The following is a 19,315-nucleotide window of genomic DNA, read 5'->3' on the forward strand; positions in this document are numbered from 1 at the left end:
GGAATACCATCAATGAAACTGCATACCCTGATTTCCCGCTGCGCCGCCACCCTGCTGGCCGCCGGCGTCCTGGCCGCGCCTGCCCACGCCGCGGTGGTGAATGGCAACTTCGCGGCTGGCCTCACCGGCTGGTCCGCCCTCGGCGACGTGGCAGCGGTGAATGGCGCCACCCTCACCACCGCCTCGCTGGACGTGGATGACGCACCGGCCGGCGCCGGGGCCTTCAACGTCTCCGGCACCTCCTCTGCACCGGTCGGCGTGGCCGGCGGTGTGGAGAGCTTCGTCGGCTTGCCCCTCGGCGGCCTCGATCCGGATCCGGCGGCCGGCAGCTGGGCCTTCGAAGGCTCGGCGCTGAAGCAGACCCTGGCGGTCAAGGCCGGCGACACGCTGAGCTTCGACTGGCTGTTCTCCAGCCAGGAAGACCCGCTCAGCGGCATGAACGACTACGCCTTCGTGCTCATCGGCCAGTCGCTGTTCACGCTGGCCGACGTGTTCGGCGGCGCCACCGGCAGCCACTTCAGCACCACCTTCGGCGCCGATGGCAACGTGGATCTGGCTTTCGGCATCGTCGATGTGAACGACTACGTCGGCACTTCGTCGCTGAGCCTCGCCAACATCCGCCTGAATAGTGCCAACCAGGTGCCCGAGCCCGGCAGCCTGGCGCTGGGCCTCGGCGCCCTGGCCCTGCTCGCGCGCCGCAAGCTGCAGAAGTAAGACGTCCCACGACCAGGCCATGCCGACGTCCACCGTCGGTATGGCCGGACCACCCGAAGCCGCGCCCTTCAGCGGCGCTGGCGCTTCGGCCCTTCGCTGGCGGTGATCGACACGACTGGCGTCTTCTGCCCACGCACCACCACCGCACCGGTGTTGTCGAGGATGCCCGACGGCCCGGTAACGAAACCGATGCTCTCGGCGTGGAGCAGATGCCGCGACGGCGCCATCAGGCGGACCTTGTACCACTTGCGGAAGTTGTCCTGGATCAGCAGCGTGCTGTCGTCCTCGGCGATCCAGTCGCGGACGCCGCGGCCGTTGACCGCCGAAATGGAGAGTTCCGGCGCATTGGTCGGCTCGCTCTTGCCGGCCTCGTCCTCCGCCGCCGCCAGACCGAGCCAGCCGATGATCACGCCGACGACGGCCAGCCACACGAGCAGGATCACGTAACGCATCGGAACCCTCCTTCAGGACATGTTGCGAAAGACCCTCAGCCCCAGCGCAGGTCGGTCCGCGACAGCGGGAACTGGCGGACGCGCTTGCCGGTGGCGGCGAAGATCGCGTTGCAGACGGCCGGGGCCAGCGGCGGCAGCGCCGGCTCGCCGAGGCCAGTGACCGGGTAGTCGGTCTTCACGAAATGCACCTCGATCTTCGGCGGCGCATCGGCGATGCGGATCAGCGGATACTCGTTGAAATTGCCCTGCACGATGCGCCCGCGCTCGATGTTGAGCTCGGGGAACATCAGCGTGCCGAGACCATCCACCACCGAGCCTTCGACCTGGTTCTCGGCGCCGGACAGGTTGACGATCTGCGCGCCGATGTCGGTGGCCACCACCACCCGGTCCACCTTCAAAGTGCCGTCCTTGGCTACCGTCACCTCGGCCACCTGGGCGATATAGCCCCGGTGGCTGAAATGGAAGGCAATGCCCTGGCCCTGGCCTTTGGGGAATTTCTTCTTGCCCCAGCCGGCCTTCTCCGCCACATGCAGCAACACCTGGCGCATGCGGCTGACATCGTAGGGCGTACCCCGCTCACCCGTGCCGGCGACGATGGCCTTGTCACCGAGGATGTCGAGGCGGAACTCCAGCGGATCGCGCCCGGCGGCATGGGCCAGCTCATCGATGAAGCTGTGGAAGACCCACGCGAACACGCAGCTGCCCGGCGCCCGCCAGGGCCCCATCGGCACGCCGCATTCGATAGCCGACTGTTCCAGCAGGCAGTTGTCGATCCAGCGGCCGGGAAACTCGTCGCCCGACAGGCTGCCGCCGCTGCCCGGCACCAAGCTGGTCTTGCCGTCGCGGGTCACCGGGTTGGCAAAGGTCACGAAGTGGTTGTGCCAGGCGACCAGCTTGCCCTTTGCATCGACGCCGCCGCGCAGGAAGTGGAAGCCGGCCGGCCGGAAATGGTCGTGGCGCAGGTCGTCCTCCCGCGTCCACGTCAGCTTGACCGGCGCATTGACGCGTTGGGCGATGGCCGCCGCCTCGACGATGTAATCCGCCGACAGGCGCCGCCCGAAGCCGCCACCGCTGCGCGTGACGTGCAGAACGATCTTGTCCTTCGGAATGCCCAGCGTGGCGGTGACCAGCTCCTGGCCGGCGGCCGGGTTCTGGGTCGGCGCCCACAGTTCGAGCACACCGTCCTTATAGTGAGCCGTGCAGTTCTGCGGCTCGAAGCTGGCGTGGGAGATGAAGGGATAGCTGTAAGCCGCCTCGACAGTTTTTGCAGCGCCAGCCAGCGCGGCGCCCACGTCGCCATCCCGGCGCAGCACGGTTCCACCGGCTTGCCCGGAAAGACGCTGAGCCTCGGCGACGAAGCCGGCCCAGCTCTGGTTGGCGAAGCGCCCTTCGTCCCAGTCCACCTGCAGTTGCTTGCGGGCGCTCCACGCGGCCCAGGTGGATTCGGCGACGATCGCCACGCCCGGCAGCAAGCCACGCAGCTCGTCCGTGCCGGCGATCACGAAGGCGTCCTTCACACCCGGCAGCGCCTTGATCGCGTCAAGATTGGCCGAGCGGACCTTGCCGCCGAACACCGGGCTCTTCTCATAAACCGCGTAGAGCATGCCCGGCAGCTGCGTATCGATGCCGAACAACGGCTGGCCGGTGACGACCTGGTGGTTATCCACGCCGCCGATACGCTTGCCGAGCAGCTTGAAGTCCTTCGGGTCCTTGACCTGCACGTTCTTCGGGTCGGGCACCGGCAGCGCTGCCGCCGCGTCCACCAGCTGGCCGTAGCCCAGCCTGCGCTTCGATGGGCGGTGATGCACGGCCGAATCTCCCGCGAAGCACTCGCCGACCGGCACCTTCCAGCTACGGGCGGCCGCTTCCACCAGCATCAGCCGGGCCGCGGCGCCGAGACGGCGGAAGTCTTCATAGTTGGTCGGCGTGGACGTGGAGCCGCCGGCGCTCTGGCGGCCGTAGGCCGGGTCCAGGTCGCCCTGCACGATGCGCACGTCCTTCCAGCTGACCTCCAGCTCCTCGGCGATCACCGTCGGCAGGGAGGTCTTGATGCCCTGGCCGATCTCCGGCTGCTTGGACACCAGCGTCACGACGCCGTCGTGGCCGATGCGGATGAAGGCGTTGGGCTTGAACCCGGCACCACCGGCAGCGGGCTTTTCGAGCCGCTCGACGGCCTGGGTCGTGCCGTTCAGGTAAAAACCCAGCACGAGGCCGCCACTGGCCAAGGCGGACTGGCGGAGGAAGTTGCGGCGGCCGGCGCTGGCGAGATCGGGGGCGTTCATTGGCGACCTCATTTGCGAAGCTTCTTGTCGGCGGCGGCCAGTTCGGCAGCCCGGTGAATACCCTTGCGGATGCGCAGATAGGTGCCGCAGCGGCACAGGTTGCCTGCCATCGCGCCATCGATGTCCTCGTCACTGGGGCGAGGGTTCTCCTTCAACAGCACCGCGGCGGTCATGATCTGGCCAGCCTGGCAGTAGCCGCACTGGGGCACGTCGAGCTCCTTCCAGGCCCGCTGCAGCGGGTGCTCGCCCTGCGGATCGAGCCCTTCGATGGTGGTGACCTGCTTGCGACCGACAGTGGACACCGGCGTCATGCAGGCGCGGGTCGGCACGCCGTTGAGATGAATCGTGCACGCGCCGCACTGGCCGATGCCACAGCCGAACTTGGTGCCGAGCAGCGACAGGCTGTCGCGCAGGACCCACAGCAGCGGCGTTTCCGGCGCGGCCTCGACGCTGCGGCTGCGACCGTTGATGGAGAGGGTGTATTTGCTCATGGATTGATTCGATCCGGATGGTTGAAAGCGCGCCCTACAAACCTGAAAGATAGTCCGCCAGCGCTTCGATGTCCTTGTCGCCCAGCGCCTTGGCGATCTGGTTCATGACGCCGTCCGGGCTGTTGCGGCGGGTGTCGCTGCGCCAGTCCTGCAACTGACCGCGCAGATAGAAGCGGTGCTGGCCGCCGATGGCCGGGTAGGCCAGGCTGCCAGCCAACCGCCCCTTGCCGTCGGCCCCGTGGCAGGCGCTGCAGGCCGGAATGCCACGCGCGCTGTCGCCCTGCTCGAAGAGGCTGCGCCCCAGCGCGCTGACGGGCCGGGCGCCCGCCGTGGCGCCCGCCATGACGGGCTGAGCGGCGAAATGGGCGGACACGTTGGCCAGCTCCGCGTCGCCCAGCTCCTGCGTCAGCGCCTGCATGATGACGTTGCGGCGGCGCCCGTCGCGGAAGTCGCGCAGCTGCTTGTACAGATAGGCCGCCTGCTGGCCGCCCAGGCGCGGGTACTCGGCCACCGTGCTGTTGCCGTCGGGATTGTGGCATTCCTTGCAGACGTTCTCGTCGGACCAGGCCTTGCCGGCCAGCGGGTCGCCGATGCGCTCCGCGGCGGCCGCGCCGCCGGCCACGCACAGCGCGCCGAGCAGCAGCACCCGGAGTGAAAACACAAGCCGCATCGCGCTCACCCCAGCGGCCGGATCGGTTTGAAGCGGTCGTGGCAGGCCCGGCAATCGCGGGCGATGCCCAACGCCGACTCGTAGGCCGCGTCGAAGTCACCACCTTCGACCAGACTCGCCGCACGGGCCGCCCGCTGGCGCCCATCCCAGGACAGCAGCAGCGGATCGTCGTGCTCGCCGCGGGCTTCGTAGAAGCGTTCCATCAAACCGTACAGGCGTTCCAGCTCACGGGCCTCGGCGGTGGCTGACGCAGCGTCCTTGCGTTTGAGGGCGAGCAGCACCGACTGGCTGTGGCGGTCGATCTTCTGCATCCACACGTCGAACTCGAGAATGCTGTCGGCCGTGGCGCCGCCGGCGCACAAAGCCCCGGCACTCAGCGCGGCAACCGACAGCAGGCGGGACAGCGCGAAGCTCAACGCTGCCCGCCCGCCAGGGCCTGCACCACTTCAAGGGCCTTGTCCACGTTGGCGACCGGCTGGAGACCGGCCACCGTGGCAGCAATGCGGCCGTCCTGCCGGATCACGAAGGTGGTGCGTTCGGAGAAGCCGTGGTCGATGTCCTTGCCACGGGTGTCCTTCGCCCCGCTACGCGCCTCGCGCACGGCAATGTCGAAGGTCTTGGCGATGCGGCCGTCGGCGTCCGACGCCACCGGCAGCTTGCCGGCGCAGAACTCGGGATCGGCCGAGAATTCGTTGAGGCGGCCGATGCTGTCCAGGGACACGCCGACCACTGTGGCGCCGGCAGCGTTGAACTTGCCCATATTCTCCGCAAAGGTGTGGGCCTGCAGATTGCAGCCGTTGGTGTAGGCCGACGGGTAGAAATACACCACCACCGGCCCCTTCCTGAGGGCGTCCTTCAGGGAATAGGAAAAGGCCTTGCCGGCCAGCGAGGCCTGGGCCTTGAAGTCCGGCGCAGCGTCGCCTTCCTTGAGAGCAGCAGCGGCGGGCACGGCCAGGGCGGCGAGCAAGGCGCCGATCGCGAGGGTTTTCATGGGATCAGTCCTGCTTGTAGACATTGTGGCAGGCCTTGCAGGTCCGGCCGAGTTCGGCGGATGCGGCGGCGGCGCTGTCGAAATCCTTGGCGGCGACAGTGGTCACGATGCGCGCGGACAGGTCGATGCTCTTCTGGGACATTTTCACGCCGTCCTCGGCATCGCCCTTCTTCACGTAATGGTCCACCACTTCCTTGAAGAGCTTCTCCAGCTCCTTGGCGTCGGCGGTGGCAGTCTTGGCGTCCTTGATGCCGATGGCGGCATCCGCGCTCTTGAAGGTGTCCTCCACGGTGCGCATGAAGTCCTCATCCACCGCCCCGGAGGCGGTGAGCGCGGTTGTGGCGAGCAGGCTGGTCAGGGCAAGGCGAAACAGTCTTTTCTTGTACATGGGTTGAAGCTCAGGGTGAATGCCGGCGGGCATGGCGAGGGCCCCTGCCCTCGCCCCCCGTTGCCGGTCAGGTAATGATTTCCGGCACCACGTCGCCGAAGACGGTCGTCGCCTTCTCCTGGCGGCCCTGGTACTGGAAGGTCAGCTTGCGGTGGTCGAGGCCCAGCTGGTGCAGCAGCGTGGCCTGCAGGTCGTAGGTGTCGACGATGCCGCTCGCCGCCCGCAGGCCGATCTCGTCGGTGGCGCCGTGGGTGTAGCCGGCCTTGATGCCACCGCCGGCGATCCACGAGGTGAAGCCCCACGGGTTGTGGTCGCGGCCGTCACCGGTCTGGCCGTAAGGCGTACGGCCGAACTCGGAGGTCCACACCACCAGCGTGTCCTTCAACAGGCCGCGGGCTTCCAGATCGGCGAGCAGGCCGGCGATCGGCTTGTCCACCAGCTTGGCCATCGTGCCGTGGTTTTTCTCGATGTTGTTGTGGGCATCCCAGTCGGGCAGGCTGTCGTCCGGCGAACCGGAGATCACATGCACGAAGCGCACGCCCTTCTCCACCAGGCGGCGGGCACGCAGCAGGTTGGTGCCGTATTCCACCGTGGATTTGTCGTCGAGGCCGTAGAGCTTCTTGGTGGCCTCGGTTTCCTTGGACAGGTCCACCGCGTCCGGCGCGGACTTCTGCATGCGGTAGGCCAAGTCGTAGGAGCGCAGGCGGGCTTCCAGCTCGGTATCCGCCGGAAAGCGCGCGGTGGTGCGCTGGTTGAGGGTCTTCAGCAGCTCCAGCGTGTTGCGCTGTTCCAAGTCGGACACGCCGGCCGGGCGGTCGAGGTACATGATCGGCGAATCGCCCTGGCGGAAGGCCGTGCCCTGGTACACCGCCGGCAGGAAACCGGAGCTCCAGATCACCTGACCACGACCGCCGCCGCCAGTGCTGCGGCCGTTGGCGAGCACCACGAAGGCCGGCAGGTCGGGGTTGTTGGTGCCAAGGCCGTACTGGATCCACGAGCCGAGGGCCGGGCGGCCCGGCACCAGGCCGCTGGTGTGCAGCTTGAGAGAGGCGATGACGTGGGTCGAGCCCTCGGTCTTGCTGCCCTTCAGGAAGCAGATCTTGTCGGCGTGCTGGGCCAGGTTGGGCACCAGGTCGGAGAACCAGGCACCGCTCTCACCGTATTGCTTCCAGGTGCGCTTGGTGGCGTAGAGGGCGCCGACACCGCCGTCGGTGGCCGTCTTGAGGTTCTTGGAGAAGGAATCCGGCAGCGGCTGGCCGTGCAGCTTGACCAGTTCGGGCTTGTAGTCGAACAGGTCGAGGGTGGACGGCGCACCGGCCATGTGGAGCCAGATCACCGCCTTGGCCTTGGGCGTGTGGTGGGGCTGCTTGGGGGACAGTGGGTCGAGGTACTCCGCGGCCTGCACCGAGGAGATGAAGCCGCCACCGGGCAGCACGCCGCTGAAGGCGAAGGCGCCGATGCCATAGCCGGCATTGACGAGGAAGCGACGACGGGCGTTGTGATCGTGAGTCATGATGTATGTGTTCCTGCCTTGTTCTCGATGTAGCGCTTACAGGCGATAGAGGAATTCGTTGGAGTTCACCACGGCATGGACCAGCTCCACGAAGGCGGCGCTGCGGGCCGGGCTGGTCCTGTCCTTGGTCACCGCCCTGGCGCCGCCGGCGCTGTCGTCGCCGTCATCGGAAGCCTTGCTCAGCTTGGCCTGCTGGGTATCCAGGTAGGACAGCAGGGTGGCCCGTTCGAACTTGTCGGGGCTACGTCCGTAGAGGGTCTTGAAGAGACCGTCGACCTTTTCGCGGACGACACCCGCGTCCTTGTCACCAACCGGCGACACCGGCTTCTTGCCACCGGCGAGCTGACCGGCGACGACCTTCTCCTGCTTGTCGAGGAAGGCCAGCAGGGACTCCTTCTCGGCCTTGTCCGGCGTACGGCCGAAGGCGATCTGGTAAAGGCGGTCGAGGCGTGCGCTGTCGTTCTGTCCGACCTCGCGAATCACCCGGCCAGCCAGCGCCTTGGACCACTCGAAGACCAGGTCGCTATTGACCAGGGCCAGCGCCTGCGGGGCGGTGGTCGTGACTTCACGGCGGCCATGGACCAGCTGCGGGTTGGCCCAGTCGAAAGTGTCGAGCAGCGGATACGGCGTATTGCGACGCACAAAGATGTAGGCGCTGCGACGGTGCTGATCGGCCAGGCTGTCGGAGACCTTCCACGCGTTACGGTTGTCGAAATTGACCGGCACCGGCGGGAATACCGACGGACCGCCGATCTTTTCTTCGAGCAGCCCGGCGGCGTAGAGCAGGGAGTCGCGCACCTGCTCCGCGTCCAGGCGCTGGCGCGGGAAATAGGCCAGCAGCTTGTTCTCCGGATCGACGCTGACCAGTTCTTCGCGATGGTCGGACGACTGGCGATAGACGCTGGACAGCAGGATCTCCCGCTGCAGCTTCTTCACACTCCAGCCGTTCTTCACGAAGCTGTCGGCCAGGTAGTCGAGCAGCGCCGGATTGACCGGCTTCTGGCCCATCTTGCCGAAGTCATTGACGGTATCCACCAGACCGCGGCCGAAGTAGTTGTTCCACACCCGGTTCGCAAAGACCCGCGCGGTGAGCGGGTTGGACGGGCTGGCGATCCAGTTGGCGAGCGCGGTGCGCCGGCCGGACGAGGCAGCGGTGGCGACGATCTGCGGATTCTGGCCGCCGGACAGGGCAGCCGGCAGGCCGGGCTGGACTTCTTCCAGCTTGCGGTCGTAGATACCCTTGAAGAGCACGAAGGTGGACGGCGAATCGCTGTGGCCGAGCTCCGTGGCGGTGGAAATGTTGCCCGGATCCTTCGGCTTGAGGTCGTCGAACTTCTTCAGCTCGGCCTGCAGCTTCTCGTACTCCGCATACTGGGCCTTGTCCTTTTCCTTCATCTGGTTGGCCGCATTGCGGGTGCGGCCGGACATGGTCCACAGGTTGCGGTGGTAGATCCAGCGGTCGTAGGCGTTGCGTTCCTTCTCCGGCTTGGTGATGGACTCGCGGGTCTCCGGCACGAAGCCGAGCAGGCGGTCCGCCTCCAGCTTGTCGATGTAGGGCTTGAGCAGGGCTTCCTGTTTGGCGCGAACGTCCTTGGTCGCTTCTTCCCACTTGGCGAGCTTGGCCGAGTAGTCGGCCAGCTCCTTGCCGGACAGCGGGGTGACGTCGTCACGGAAGCTGGTGTTCACGAAGTAGGCCTGGAGCTGGTAGTACTCTTTCTGGCTGAACTTGTCGAACTTGTGGTTGTGGCACTGGGCGCAGTTGGCGGTGGTGGCCAGGAACACCGAGCTGACCGTGTCGGTCAGGTCGTTGGCGATCTCCTGCTTCTTCAGGTTGAGATCGCGGGCATTGATCTCGTCCGGGAAGTTGCGCAGAAAGCCGGTCGCCACCAGGGCGTCCTTACGGTCAGGCCACAGCTCGTCGCCAGCCAGTTGTTCCTTGATGAAGACGTCGTAGGGCTTGTCGTCGTTGAAGGCCTTGATGACGTAGTCCCGGTAGCGCCACATGTTGGGCCGGGTGCCGTCGGTGTTGTAGCCGTCGCTGTCGGCGTGGCGGGTCAGGTCCAGCCAGCGGCGGCCCCAGCGCTCGCCGTAGCGCGGCGAGGCGAGCAGGCGGTCGACCAGCTTCTCGTAGGCGTTGGGCGACTTGTCATTGACGAAAGCCTTGACCTCTTCCGGGGTCGGAATGATGCCCCAGGTATCCAGCGTGACGCGACGGATCAGCGTGGCCCGGTCTGCATCGGCGGACGGTTTGATGCCCTTGGCTTCGAGCTGGGACAGGATGAGGGCGTCGATCGGGCTGCGTACCCACTTGCCGTCCTTCACGGCCGGCGTGGCCGGCCGTGCAACGGGCTGATAGGCCCAGTGCTGCTGACTTTGCGCCGAACGGGCAGAGCGCGCCTGTTCGGCGGATGCGGTTTCGGCGGCCAGCACGGCCACCGACTCCAGACTCATAACCCCGACCAGGCTCCAGGCCACAGCCAGGGATGCGGCTTTTCTCTTCATCGTTTCAACTCCATGTGCCTGCGTCGACTCCTCACCGAACCGACGCATAGAAAATCTGCATTCGGTTCAGCGGGCAGCCGGAGCGGTCGCCATCAATGCCGGCGTCGGCGACATGGCCAATTTCAGACTCTTCATTGCCCAAACCTTCCAATGACAGATTGGATGAACCGACACCTGCGCATCGGCATCCAGACTGTCAGCAGAATCCATGCCGCCCTATCCGGGCATGCATTCCAAGGTCATTGGATGGGAATCAAGAATTTAATTTTTCAATCGCTTACAAATTCTCCCGACGCAAAGAAAAGGCGCTGCCGCCGGCCCCGACAAGCCGGATCAGCAAGCCTATCTGTTGCCCTGCCAGCACCCTGGACAACGCAAATGCTGCACCGCCAACAGAGCATGAACCACCCTGTACAGCGGCAGCTTCAGAGCTGCCCCGCCAGGTAGTCCGCCAGCGCTTTGACCTCTTCGTCGCTCAAGGACTTGGCGATGCGGTTCATCACGCCGTCGGTGCTGTTGCCGCGGTCGCCGCTGCGCCAGTCGAGCAACTGCTTTTCCAGGTAACGCCACTCCTGGCCACCGATGGGAGGCGATGCCGCCCCAAGAGCTGCGATGCCCTTCCCCGCCGGACCGTGGCAGGACACGCAGGCAGCCACGCCGCGGGCGGGATCACCCTTCTCGAACAGCGCCCTTCCCACCGGGTTGTCCCCCTTGCCATCGCCCTTCATGGGTTTCTGGCTGGAGAAATAGGCTGCGATATCCACAATGTCAGCAGGATCGACCGTCCGCGCCATCACTGTCATCACGTCATGCTTGCGCGCACCACTGCGGAAATCCGCGATCTGCTTGACGATGTAGTCGGCGGGCAAGCCGCCCAGCTTGGGGTGCCGCCCTTCCGAGCTGGCACTCTGGTCAAACCCATGCCCGTCGACACCGTGGCATTCCTGGCAGCGTTCATCGTCCGACTTACGGGCGCCGGCAACCGGATCGCCGGTACGCGGAGCGGGGGCGGCCACGATGGGAACCGCCCCCCCTACCGACTTCCCCTTGCTCTTTACCGCCTGGGCCAACACCGGCCCGGACAGGAAGACCGCAACCAACAGCGCAGCGCAGCCCCCTGCCCCCCAGGCCAGGCCCGGGGTCTTACGAACTCTAAAACTCAAACGATCACCCTCAACGCCGCGCGGACGCCAGGCGCGTCACCGTTTCGAGGGCCTTCTCGACGTTCTCGACGGGTGCCACACCACCAATCGTCGCAGCGACCTGGCCATCCGGCTTGACCACGAAGGTCACACGATCCACACGGCCGTGATCGATGTCCTCGCCGCGCGTGTCCTTGCGCCCTGCCGGCACGTCGGCCACCGCAAGATTGAAGGACTTGGCGATCTTGCCATCCGGATCGGAAGCCACCGCGACCTTGCTGGCGCAGTACTGGGGATCCGCCGAGAAGGCATTGAGCCGCTTGATGCTGTCGAGGGACACGCCGATCACCGTCGCACCCGCCGCGGAAAACTTGTCGATGTTCTCCGCAAAGGTGTGGGCCTGCAGGTTGCAGCCGCCCGTGAAGGCCGACGGGTAGAAATAGACCACCACCGGCCCCTTCTTGAGGGCATCGCGGAACGAATAATTGAATGCCTTGCCGGCCAGCGAAGCCTGGGTACTGAATTCCGGCGCCTTGTCGCCCTCGTTGAGGGCCGCGGTCGCGGGCATCGCAAACACGCTGGCGAGCAGCAGGCCGGACAGAAGAGATCGCTTCATTGCTGAATCCAATTGGGGAATTATGATTTTTCTTCGAATAGCACAGCGCGCCGACCCGCTCTGCTGGAAAAAGGCGGGAGCCGGTTCTGCCGGCCCCCGCCTGATACCACCAGCCCTTAGGCCAGCAGTTCCTTGACGACCTTGCCGTAAACAACGGTCGGACGCTCGGAACGGCCGTTGTTCAGGAAGGTGGTCTTGAGGTGGTCGAGACCCATCAGGTGCAGCACGGTGGCATGCAGGTCATAGGTATCCACGCCCTTTTCCTTGTCCGCCACCTGCAGGCCGATGTCGTCGGTCTCACCGTAGGTGAAACCGGCCTTCAGGCCGCCGCCGGCGAGCCACTGGGTGTAGCCCCACGGATTGTGGTCGCGGCCGGTGCCGCTCTCGCCCCACGAGGTGCGGGAGAACTCGGAGGCCCACACCACCAGCGTGGTGTCGAGCAGGCCGAGAGCCTTCAGGTCGGTCAGCAGACCGGCAATGGGCTTGTCCACCATGCGTGCCTGGGTGGCGTGGTTGCCGTCCAGATCGCTGTGGGCATCCCAGCTGCGGCGCTCCTGGTCGGAGATGTTGCTGGGGTAGCCGGACACCACCTGCACGAAGCGCACGCCGCGCTCCACCAGACGGCGGGCGCGCAGCAGCACCTTGCCGTAGCTCTCGCTGGTCGGGTCGTCGATGCCGTACAGTTTGAGGGTGGCCTCGGACTCCTTGGAGAGATCCACCGCCGCCGGCGCCGCCGTCTGCATGCGGTCGGCCAGTTCGTAGGACTCCAGGCGGGCACGCAGCTCGGTGTCGGACGGACGACGGTCGCCGCCAAAACGGTTGAGCTGCTTCAGCAGGTCCAGCGAAGCGCGCTGCTGGGATGCGGAACGCAGGTCCGGGCGCTCCAGGTAGAGGATGGGGGATTCGCCCGGACGGAACGCCGTGCCTTGATACACCGCCGGCAGGAAGCCGGAGCTCCAGTTCACCGAGCCCGCGCTGGGCTCCTGCTCACCGTTGTAGAGCACCACGTACGGCGGCAGATCCGGGTTCAAGGAACCCAGGGCATAGGTGATCCATGCGCCCAGCGACGGACGGCCCGGATTCAGGTCGCCGGTGTTGAGCTTGAGGATGGAGATGTCATGGGTCGCACCGACGGTCACACTGGACTTCACGAAGGTCAGCGTGTCGGCGTGCTGAGCCAGGTTGGGCAGCAGGTTGGAGAACCATGCACCGCTCTGACCGTATTGCTTCCACGTACGCTGCTTCGAAGCGAAGAGCTTGCTGACACCACCCTGGGTGGAGGTCTTGATGCCCTTCAGGAAGGACGCCGGCACCGGCGTACCGGCGAGACGCTCAAGTTCCGGCTTGTAATCGTAAAGATCCAGCGTGGAGGGGGCGCCGTTCTGGTGCAGCCAGATCACGGACTTGATCTTGCCCGGGAAGTGCGGCTGCTTGGCGGCCAGCGGGTCGATCAGTTCGGCAGCGGTGGCTGCATTGATGTAGCCGAGACCGGGGATGAAGCCGCCGGCGGCAGCAGCGCCACCCAGCCCGAGACCGGTCTTGAGCAGAAAATCGCGACGGTTGATGCTCATAATTTTTTTCCTTGTCGTCAGATGTTGGGGGTCAATCAGAAGCGGTAAGCAAAGTCGTTGGAGTTCGCGACGGTATGCACCAGATCCACGAAGGCTGCGCCGCGCACCGGATTGATGACGCTCGGGTCCTTCAGGCCGGTCGGTACAGCGGCTTCGAACTTCCCGTCAGCCACTTTCTTCTGCACGATGGCCTCTTCCTTCACCAGGAATTCCTTGAGTGCGGCGAGTTCGGTCTTGTTCGGCTCGCGGGAGAAGAGGATCTGGTACAGACGGCTGAGCTGGGCGGCTTGGTCCTTGCCCGCTTCGTTGATGATCCGGCCGGCCAGCGCCTGCGACCAATTCACCACGATGTCGCTGTTGAACAGGGTCAGCGCCTGCAGCGGGGTGGTGGTCACGTCACGCTTGTGGTGAGCCTGCGAAGGATTGGCGGGGTCGAAGTTCTGCAGCAGCGGATACGGCAGGCTGCGGCGGCTGAAGATGTAGATGCTGCGACGGTTCCAGTCGGCCTTGTCCTTGGACACGGTCCATTGACGGTTGCCGTCGAAGTCGGCCTGGCCGCCTTCCAGCACCTTGGCGATCGGCGGGAACACCGCCGGGCCACCAACCACATCGGTCAGCTGACCGGACGCGTACAGCAGCGCATCGCGGATTTCTTCAGCTTCGAGACGCTTGCGCGGATAAACGGCCAGCAGCTCGTTCTTCGGGTCGAGCTTGGCAACGTCCGCACGCTCTTCGGAAGACTGGCGATACACCGCCGACAGCAGGATCTCCTTGTGCAGCTTCTTGACGCTCCAGCCGTTCTTCACGAACGAGCTGGCCAGGTAGTCGAGCAGCTCCGGATTGGTCGGTTTCTCACCGGCACGACCAAAGTCGGCGACGGTCGGCACGATGCCCTTGTCGAAGTACTGGCTCCACACGCGATTCGCATAGACGCGCGGGGTCAGCGGATTGTTCGGACTGGCCAGCCAGTTGGCGTAGGCAGTGCGACGGCCGGACGAAGTCGCGGTCGGCTTGATCTCGAGCTTGTCGCCGCCCCACAGGGTCGGGATGCCCGGCTGGACTTCCTCGGTCGGACGCTCGTGGATACCGCCAAAGCGCACGAAGGTCGGCGGCGAATCGGAGTGCCCCAGTTCGGTGGCGGCGGTGATATTCACCGACCCACCGATCGGACGCAGATTGTCGAACTTGCGCAATTCGGCCTGCAGCTTCTGGTATTCCTTCCAGGCTGCCGCGCGATCGGGCGAATAATCCTGGTGCTCCTTGTTCTCAGCAGTCAGGCGCAGATAGCCGGCGGTGTCGGTGTCCGGATTGAAAACAGTCTTGTGACGGAAATTCACCCAACGGTCGAGGGCATTCCATTCGCTTTCGGGCTTGAAGATCGATTCACGACTATCGGTGAGATAGCGTTCCTTCTGATACTTGATGGCCGCTTCGCGATAAGGCTTCAGGATGGCGGCCTGCTTGTCGCGGATTTCCTTGGTCGCCTCGCGGTACTTGGCCTGCTGCTCTGCGAACTTCTTGTCCCACGGAGTTTCGGTGCCCTTGGCGAGCGGCGTACGCTGATCGAAGGACGTATTGGCCAGGAAGGCCTGCAGCTGGAAGTATTCCTTCTGGCTGACCTTGTCGGACTTGTGATTGTGGCAGCGGGCGCAACCGATGGTCGACGCGAGGAAGGTCTCGCCGATGGTGTCGGTGATATCGGTGGAGATCTGGTACTTGCGCTGCACCAGGTCGCGGGAGTTGGCGTTGTCCGGATAGCCGGCAATGAAGCCGGTGGCGATCTTGGCCTCTTGGCTGTCCGGCCACAATTCGTCGCCGGCGACCTGTTCGCGAATGAAGCGATCGAAAGGCTTGTCGTCGTTGAACGCCTTGATCACATAATCGCGATAACGCCAGTTGTTGGGACGGGTCGCGTCATTCTGGAAACCGGAGCTGTCGGCATAACGCGCCAGATCGAGCCAGCGCCGAGCCTGACGCTCGCCGAAGTGATGGGAGGCCAGCAGGCGATCCACCAGCTTCTCGTAGGCATTGGGCGACTTGTCATTGACGAAGGCCTTGACCTCTTCCGGCGTGGGCAGCAAGCCCCAAGCATCAATGGTGGCGCGGCGGATGAAGGTGGCACGATCGGCTTCCGTCGACGGCTTGATACCTTTTTCCTCAAGACGGGACAGCACAAATGCATCAACGGGCGTGCGCACCCACTTCTGCTGCTTGACCGCAGGAGGCTGCTGCTGCTTCACCGGCTGATAGGCCCAGCCATTCGGCACTGCCTTGGCTGCCGCCGCCGGAGCAGCCTTCGTATCTCCTTCCGCATGAATAGCAGAGGCACTGACCGCCAAGGCGACAGCGATATAGATTCCTTTTCTTTTTAACATCAACCAACCCCCTAAGGCCATTTAAGAACAACCGGAAAGCATCGTATTGGCGAACAAGCCGGCCGCCACCCGATGCTATTTCTGCAAATAGACAAAGCGCCACGGAGCCCCAGACCGGCAACAACACCCGAAAGAAAACTCCGCACGCAGCGACCATTTCAGTCGCATCAAGCGTGCCAACGCCCAAAACGCCCCTCAAAAGAGTCGCATGCACTTGCAACCAAATGTTTACAAAGGATCTTTTAACAACAAAAAGATTCGAACCGGCGACGCTCGCAAAGCCCCTTCGGTGGCTAATGTTGAAGCGGCAACACGCTTTACAGGCATGCTGCTGCCCAGCACGCAGCGCGTGCGTGCATCCACACAGGAATTAACGAAAAAACAGGAATACCCGGACCGATGCCAGACGCCAACAGCCGGGCAAGACCTGTTCAAATAATCACAACCAAAGAGTCAGAATTGCACACAAGCCAACAACATATCTTTTACTAATAAGCTAAATATTATTTATGAATACCCAAAAAGACTTGCATTTACCCTGTCAAAACAGTCACAAGGATTCATCTAATTAACAGCCGGACAAATAGAAAACCGGAAAGTTCGATTGGCACAGCGGTTGCTCAAGGCATTGCGTCCATTTACATCTCAGCTAAAAAAGAGAGTCTCCGCCATGACTGATCGATTCCACCGACCATCCACGCCTTCTTCCCTGTCTCCGTCTTCATTCCGTCTCAAGCCGATTGCCGCTTTCCTGATTGCCGGTCTCGCGATTTCATCTGCGCCCCTCCATGCGGCAGGCGAAAAGTCCGCCAACGAGCTGCAAAGCGAACTGAACCGAGCCAACGCGGAAATCCAGCAACTCAAAAAGGAACTCGAGAAGTCACGCGGCACCTCCGGCGCAGTCACCCCCTCCGCCCTCCCTGCTGCGGTTGCAGCACCGACCCAGGAGGAGGCAGCAGAAGCCGTCAAGCCCCAAGCCCTGGATTCGGTGGTGATCCGCAGCCGTCGCCAGCTGGAAAAGCTCCACGACGTGCCCGTGTCGGTTTCCGTGGTTTCCGGTGGAGAACTGGCGCGCGAACAGGCCTCCGATTTCGAAGCCATCACCAAGCGTCTCGGCAACATCACCTTCAACCAGAACAACACCCGCGGCTCGTCCCTGTCGATCCGCGGCCTCGGCCGGCGTGGCTTCACCGAAACACAGGACCCCAGCGTCGGCATCATCGTCGACGGCGTGCCCTACGGCCTGTCCCAGCTCGGCAACTTCGACTTCTACGACATCCAGTCGGTGGAAGTGGCCCGTGGCCCGCAGGGTACGCTGCAGGGCAAGGGCGCCAGCGCAGGTGCCCTCACCATTACCAGCAAGGCCCCGTCCTTCACGCCCAGCTCCGACTTGGAGATCACCTACGGCCAGCGGGAAACCGTGATACTGAAGGGCGCCCTCGGCGGCCCGATCATCGACGATCTGCTGGCCTGGCGCGGCTCCTTTGTGGTGGACAACCAGCGAGGCTATTACACCGTCGCTGAAGACTCGAACAAGCAACTCGACACCATGTACAACCGCAACCGGGTCAGCGCCCGCACCCAGTTCCTGCTGACCCCGTCGCCGGACTTCAACGCCAAGCTGAGCCTGGACATCCAACCGCGCGCGCCGCAGCTGCAGAACGGCCTGACCAACTTCGTGGACACGCCGCTGTACTACGCCAACGGTACGCTGGTGGACCCCAGCGGCACCGGCAACCGCACGCGCCTCAACCGCAGCTGGTTCGCCGGCCGCAATTTCGACTACAACACCTTCATCAACAGCATCACTCGCGAAGGCAAGGTCTACCAGAACGAAACGCAGGGCCAGATCGCGTCCAGCAGCGGCGCCGTTGCCGAGCTCAACTACAATCTCAACGACACCCACACCCTCACGTCGATCACCGGCTTCCGCCAATACACCTTCCAGGCCCGTAACGACGAAGGCACGCCCTTCGACATCAGCAAGCTCGGCGGCGGCAGCGTGTTCTACAACCAGACCAGCCAGGAATTCCGCCTGACCGGCAAGCCGAACAAGCTCGTCGACTACCAGACCGGCATCTTCCTGCTGCGCACCGAGGACGAGGTCGAATCCCGCTCCGGCTACGGCGCCGACGCCGGCGCCTGGTTCGCCAACAACGCTCAGTACGGCACCCTCATCACCAACGCTGGCACCAACGTTGGCGCAGGTCGATCGCTGGCCACCGACTCGCTGAGCGGCCTCTACAAGTGGGGCGAGCAGTACATCAAGACCTTCAGCAAGGCCATCTACGGCCAGGCCAACGTCCACGTCACCGACAACCTGACCGTCACCGCCGGCCTGCGCATCGGCACCGAAGCCCGCTCCACCACCCAGTTCAACGCCCTCAACAACTTGGGCTACGGCACCGCGCTGAACCCGGTCTCCGTCCGCATCGACGGCGCCGGCAACACCCAGTCCCTCGGCGGCTTCAGCTCCGTGGCCTACACCACGGCCAGCGTCGCCAACGGAACCGCCGGCAACCTTGCCGGCACCAACAGCGCAGCCCAGCTGGCCCAGGCCAACGCTGTCGCCCAGAAGTACTTCGGCGTCTCCAGCTATGCCGAGCTGAGCGTCGCCCAGAAGGCCCAGGTGGCCGCAGCCAAGGCGATCCGCGCATCGCAGATCGCCACGCTGGTCAACAACGTGCGCAGCGACTACAAGGACCAGCTCCACTCCGCGGTGCTGAGCCCGAAGTACAAGATCAACGACGACATCACCGCCTACGCGAGCTGGCAATACGGCGAGAAGTCCGGCTCGGCCCTGGTGGTCAATGGCATTCCGACCACCGTCAAACCTGAGCGCACCAACGCCTACGAGCTGGGGGTCAAGAGCTTCCTGCTCAACAAGACGCTCACCCTCAATGCCGACGTATTCCTGATGGACATCAAGGATTACCAGCAGACGGTTGTCGCGGTGGATGACTTTGCCACCCAGGACAATATCAAGAACGGCATCGCCAATCCGACCGCGTATGCCAGCGTGCAGGGCAATGTGAACAAGGTGCAGGTCTCCGGCGTTGAAGTAGACGCGACCTACAACGGCATCCCCTTCACGAGCTTCCGCCTGGCGGCGTCCTACAACGATGCCCGCTACAAGGACTTCAAGAACGCCGGCAAGCCGTCCGAACTGGCCTACCTGTCCAACCCCTTCATCGACCGCAGTGGCACGCGGCTGGGCGAAGCGCCGTACTGGCAGGCCAACTTGAGCGGCGAATACCGCCGCCCGGTGCTCGGCGACAAGGTCTTCCACGCCAGCTTCACCACCGCCTACACCGGCAAGGCCAACACCGACGAGCTGATCTCCAACTATGCGTGGGTGCCCGACCATGCCACCACCGACCTGGCCATCGGCCTCGGCCACGTCAGGGGCAATTACGACGTGACCTTCATCGCCAAGAACGCCTTCAACGACACTGCTCACGAGCAGGGCTGGGCCAGCTACACGCCCTATCCCTACCCCCGCTGGTACGGCATCGTCTTCAGCGGCAAGCTCTGATTTGAATGGAATAATCTGAAAAACGCCCACCCCGCCACGGGGTGGGTACAGCTGCATCGCAACAAACAATCTG

17 protein-coding genes are annotated in these 19,315 nt (G+C 64.3%); 3 read left to right on the forward strand and 14 right to left on the reverse strand.

Features of this window, described 5'->3' with window-relative positions; all coding sequences use genetic code 11:
* Positions 1-12 precede the first annotated feature (12 nt).
* A complete protein-coding gene (locus B4920_RS07725) occupies positions 13-714 on the forward strand; it encodes a PEP-CTERM sorting domain-containing protein (protein WP_079434046.1) in 702 nt (233 codons plus the stop codon).
* A 68-nt stretch (positions 715-782) separates the two neighbouring features.
* Here B4920_RS07725 and B4920_RS07730 read toward each other — a convergent pair whose 3' ends face one another.
* The 14 genes from B4920_RS07730 to B4920_RS07790 form a co-directional block, all read right to left on the reverse strand.
* Positions 783-1,166 (reverse strand): DUF6491 family protein, encoded by a 384-nt coding sequence (locus tag B4920_RS07730; RefSeq protein WP_079434047.1) that lies wholly within the window; start codon positions 1,164-1,166, stop codon positions 783-785.
* Positions 1,167-1,201: 35 nt separating this feature from the next.
* Positions 1,202-3,448 carry a molybdopterin cofactor-binding domain-containing protein gene (locus B4920_RS07735; protein WP_079434048.1) on the reverse strand — a complete coding sequence of 749 codons (2,247 nt, stop codon included), beginning with the start codon at positions 3,446-3,448 and terminating at the stop codon, positions 1,202-1,204.
* A gap of 8 nt (positions 3,449-3,456) precedes the next feature.
* Complete coding sequence (locus tag B4920_RS07740; RefSeq protein WP_079434049.1) at positions 3,457-3,939, reverse strand: (2Fe-2S)-binding protein; 483 nt, start codon at positions 3,937-3,939, stop codon at positions 3,457-3,459.
* Between the two features lie 34 nt (positions 3,940-3,973).
* Complete coding sequence (locus tag B4920_RS07745) at positions 3,974-4,609, reverse strand: cytochrome c (protein ID WP_079434050.1); 636 nt, start codon at positions 4,607-4,609, stop codon at positions 3,974-3,976.
* Between the two features lie 5 nt (positions 4,610-4,614).
* Positions 4,615-5,025: a hypothetical protein gene (locus B4920_RS07750; RefSeq protein WP_079434051.1), complete on the reverse strand. Its 411-nt coding sequence runs from the start codon at positions 5,023-5,025 to the stop codon at positions 4,615-4,617.
* On the reverse strand, positions 5,022-5,600 hold the full coding sequence (locus tag B4920_RS07755; protein ID WP_079434052.1) for a peroxiredoxin: 579 nt from the start codon (positions 5,598-5,600) through the stop codon (positions 5,022-5,024). Before B4920_RS07755 ends, B4920_RS07750 begins: the two co-directional genes overlap by 4 nt.
* A gap of 4 nt (positions 5,601-5,604) precedes the next feature.
* A complete protein-coding gene (locus tag B4920_RS07760; protein WP_079434053.1) occupies positions 5,605-5,988 on the reverse strand; it encodes a cytochrome c in 384 nt (127 codons plus the stop codon).
* Positions 5,989-6,055: 67 nt separating this feature from the next.
* Complete coding sequence (locus tag B4920_RS07765; RefSeq protein ID WP_079434054.1) at positions 6,056-7,501, reverse strand: DUF1501 domain-containing protein; 1,446 nt, start codon at positions 7,499-7,501, stop codon at positions 6,056-6,058.
* Between the two features lie 36 nt (positions 7,502-7,537).
* A complete protein-coding gene (locus B4920_RS07770; protein ID WP_216819794.1) occupies positions 7,538-10,003 on the reverse strand; it encodes a DUF1549 and DUF1553 domain-containing protein in 2,466 nt (821 codons plus the stop codon).
* Positions 10,004-10,069: 66 nt separating this feature from the next.
* Positions 10,070-10,213, reverse strand: coding sequence for a hypothetical protein (locus tag B4920_RS29475; protein WP_161493259.1), 144 nt, complete (start codon positions 10,211-10,213; stop codon positions 10,070-10,072).
* A 215-nt stretch (positions 10,214-10,428) separates the two neighbouring features.
* The gene (locus tag B4920_RS07775) at positions 10,429-11,166 is read right to left on the reverse strand and encodes a c-type cytochrome (RefSeq protein WP_216819796.1); all 738 of its coding nucleotides are present in this window, start codon (positions 11,164-11,166) and stop codon (positions 10,429-10,431) included.
* Positions 11,167-11,176: 10 nt separating this feature from the next.
* A complete protein-coding gene (locus tag B4920_RS07780) occupies positions 11,177-11,761 on the reverse strand; it encodes a peroxiredoxin (protein ID WP_079434056.1) in 585 nt (194 codons plus the stop codon).
* A 116-nt stretch (positions 11,762-11,877) separates the two neighbouring features.
* Complete coding sequence (locus B4920_RS07785; RefSeq protein WP_173862651.1) at positions 11,878-13,332, reverse strand: DUF1501 domain-containing protein; 1,455 nt, start codon at positions 13,330-13,332, stop codon at positions 11,878-11,880.
* A gap of 35 nt (positions 13,333-13,367) precedes the next feature.
* The gene (locus B4920_RS07790) at positions 13,368-15,599 is read right to left on the reverse strand and encodes a DUF1549 and DUF1553 domain-containing protein (protein ID WP_216819798.1); all 2,232 of its coding nucleotides are present in this window, start codon (positions 15,597-15,599) and stop codon (positions 13,368-13,370) included.
* 316 nt (positions 15,600-15,915) lie between these two features.
* Here B4920_RS07790 and B4920_RS28715 point away from each other — a divergent pair, with 316 nt between their 5' ends.
* Both B4920_RS28715 and B4920_RS07795 read left to right on the forward strand, forming a co-directional pair.
* On the forward strand, positions 15,916-16,146 hold the full coding sequence (locus B4920_RS28715; RefSeq protein ID WP_139379451.1) for a hypothetical protein: 231 nt from the start codon (positions 15,916-15,918) through the stop codon (positions 16,144-16,146).
* A 231-nt stretch (positions 16,147-16,377) separates the two neighbouring features.
* Positions 16,378-19,242: a TonB-dependent receptor gene (locus B4920_RS07795; protein WP_079434058.1), complete on the forward strand. Its 2,865-nt coding sequence runs from the start codon at positions 16,378-16,380 to the stop codon at positions 19,240-19,242.
* Positions 19,243-19,315: the final 73 nt, after the last annotated feature.

The organism is Zoogloea sp. LCSB751, assembly GCF_002028455.1.
Taxonomy (GTDB): domain Bacteria; phylum Pseudomonadota; class Gammaproteobacteria; order Burkholderiales; family Rhodocyclaceae; genus Zoogloea.

Excerpts from the sequence above, each read along its gene's own strand:
- B4920_RS07725 (WP_079434046.1), top strand. The coding sequence starts at position 13 with ATGAAACTGCATACCCTGATTTCCCGCTGCGCCGCCACCCTGCTGGCC.
- B4920_RS07730 (WP_079434047.1), bottom strand. The coding sequence starts at position 1,166 with ATGCGTTACGTGATCCTGCTCGTGTGGCTGGCCGTCGTCGGCGTGATC.
- B4920_RS07735 (WP_079434048.1), bottom strand. The coding sequence starts at position 3,448 with ATGAACGCCCCCGATCTCGCCAGCGCCGGCCGCCGCAACTTCCTCCGC.
- B4920_RS07740 (WP_079434049.1), bottom strand. The coding sequence starts at position 3,939 with ATGAGCAAATACACCCTCTCCATCAACGGTCGCAGCCGCAGCGTCGAG.
- B4920_RS07745 (WP_079434050.1), bottom strand. The coding sequence starts at position 4,609 with ATGCGGCTTGTGTTTTCACTCCGGGTGCTGCTGCTCGGCGCGCTGTGC.
- B4920_RS07755 (WP_079434052.1), bottom strand. The coding sequence starts at position 5,600 with ATGAAAACCCTCGCGATCGGCGCCTTGCTCGCCGCCCTGGCCGTGCCC.
- B4920_RS07760 (WP_079434053.1), bottom strand. The coding sequence starts at position 5,988 with ATGTACAAGAAAAGACTGTTTCGCCTTGCCCTGACCAGCCTGCTCGCC.
- B4920_RS07765 (WP_079434054.1), bottom strand. The coding sequence starts at position 7,501 with ATGACTCACGATCACAACGCCCGTCGTCGCTTCCTCGTCAATGCCGGC.
- B4920_RS07770 (WP_216819794.1), bottom strand. The coding sequence starts at position 10,003 with ATGAAGAGAAAAGCCGCATCCCTGGCTGTGGCCTGGAGCCTGGTCGGG.
- B4920_RS29475 (WP_161493259.1), bottom strand. The coding sequence starts at position 10,213 with ATGGATTCTGCTGACAGTCTGGATGCCGATGCGCAGGTGTCGGTTCAT.
- B4920_RS07780 (WP_079434056.1), bottom strand. The coding sequence starts at position 11,761 with ATGAAGCGATCTCTTCTGTCCGGCCTGCTGCTCGCCAGCGTGTTTGCG.
- B4920_RS07785 (WP_173862651.1), bottom strand. The coding sequence starts at position 13,332 with ATGAGCATCAACCGTCGCGATTTTCTGCTCAAGACCGGTCTCGGGCTG.
- B4920_RS28715 (WP_139379451.1), top strand. The coding sequence starts at position 15,916 with ATGCACTTGCAACCAAATGTTTACAAAGGATCTTTTAACAACAAAAAG.
- B4920_RS07795 (WP_079434058.1), top strand. The coding sequence starts at position 16,378 with ATGACTGATCGATTCCACCGACCATCCACGCCTTCTTCCCTGTCTCCG.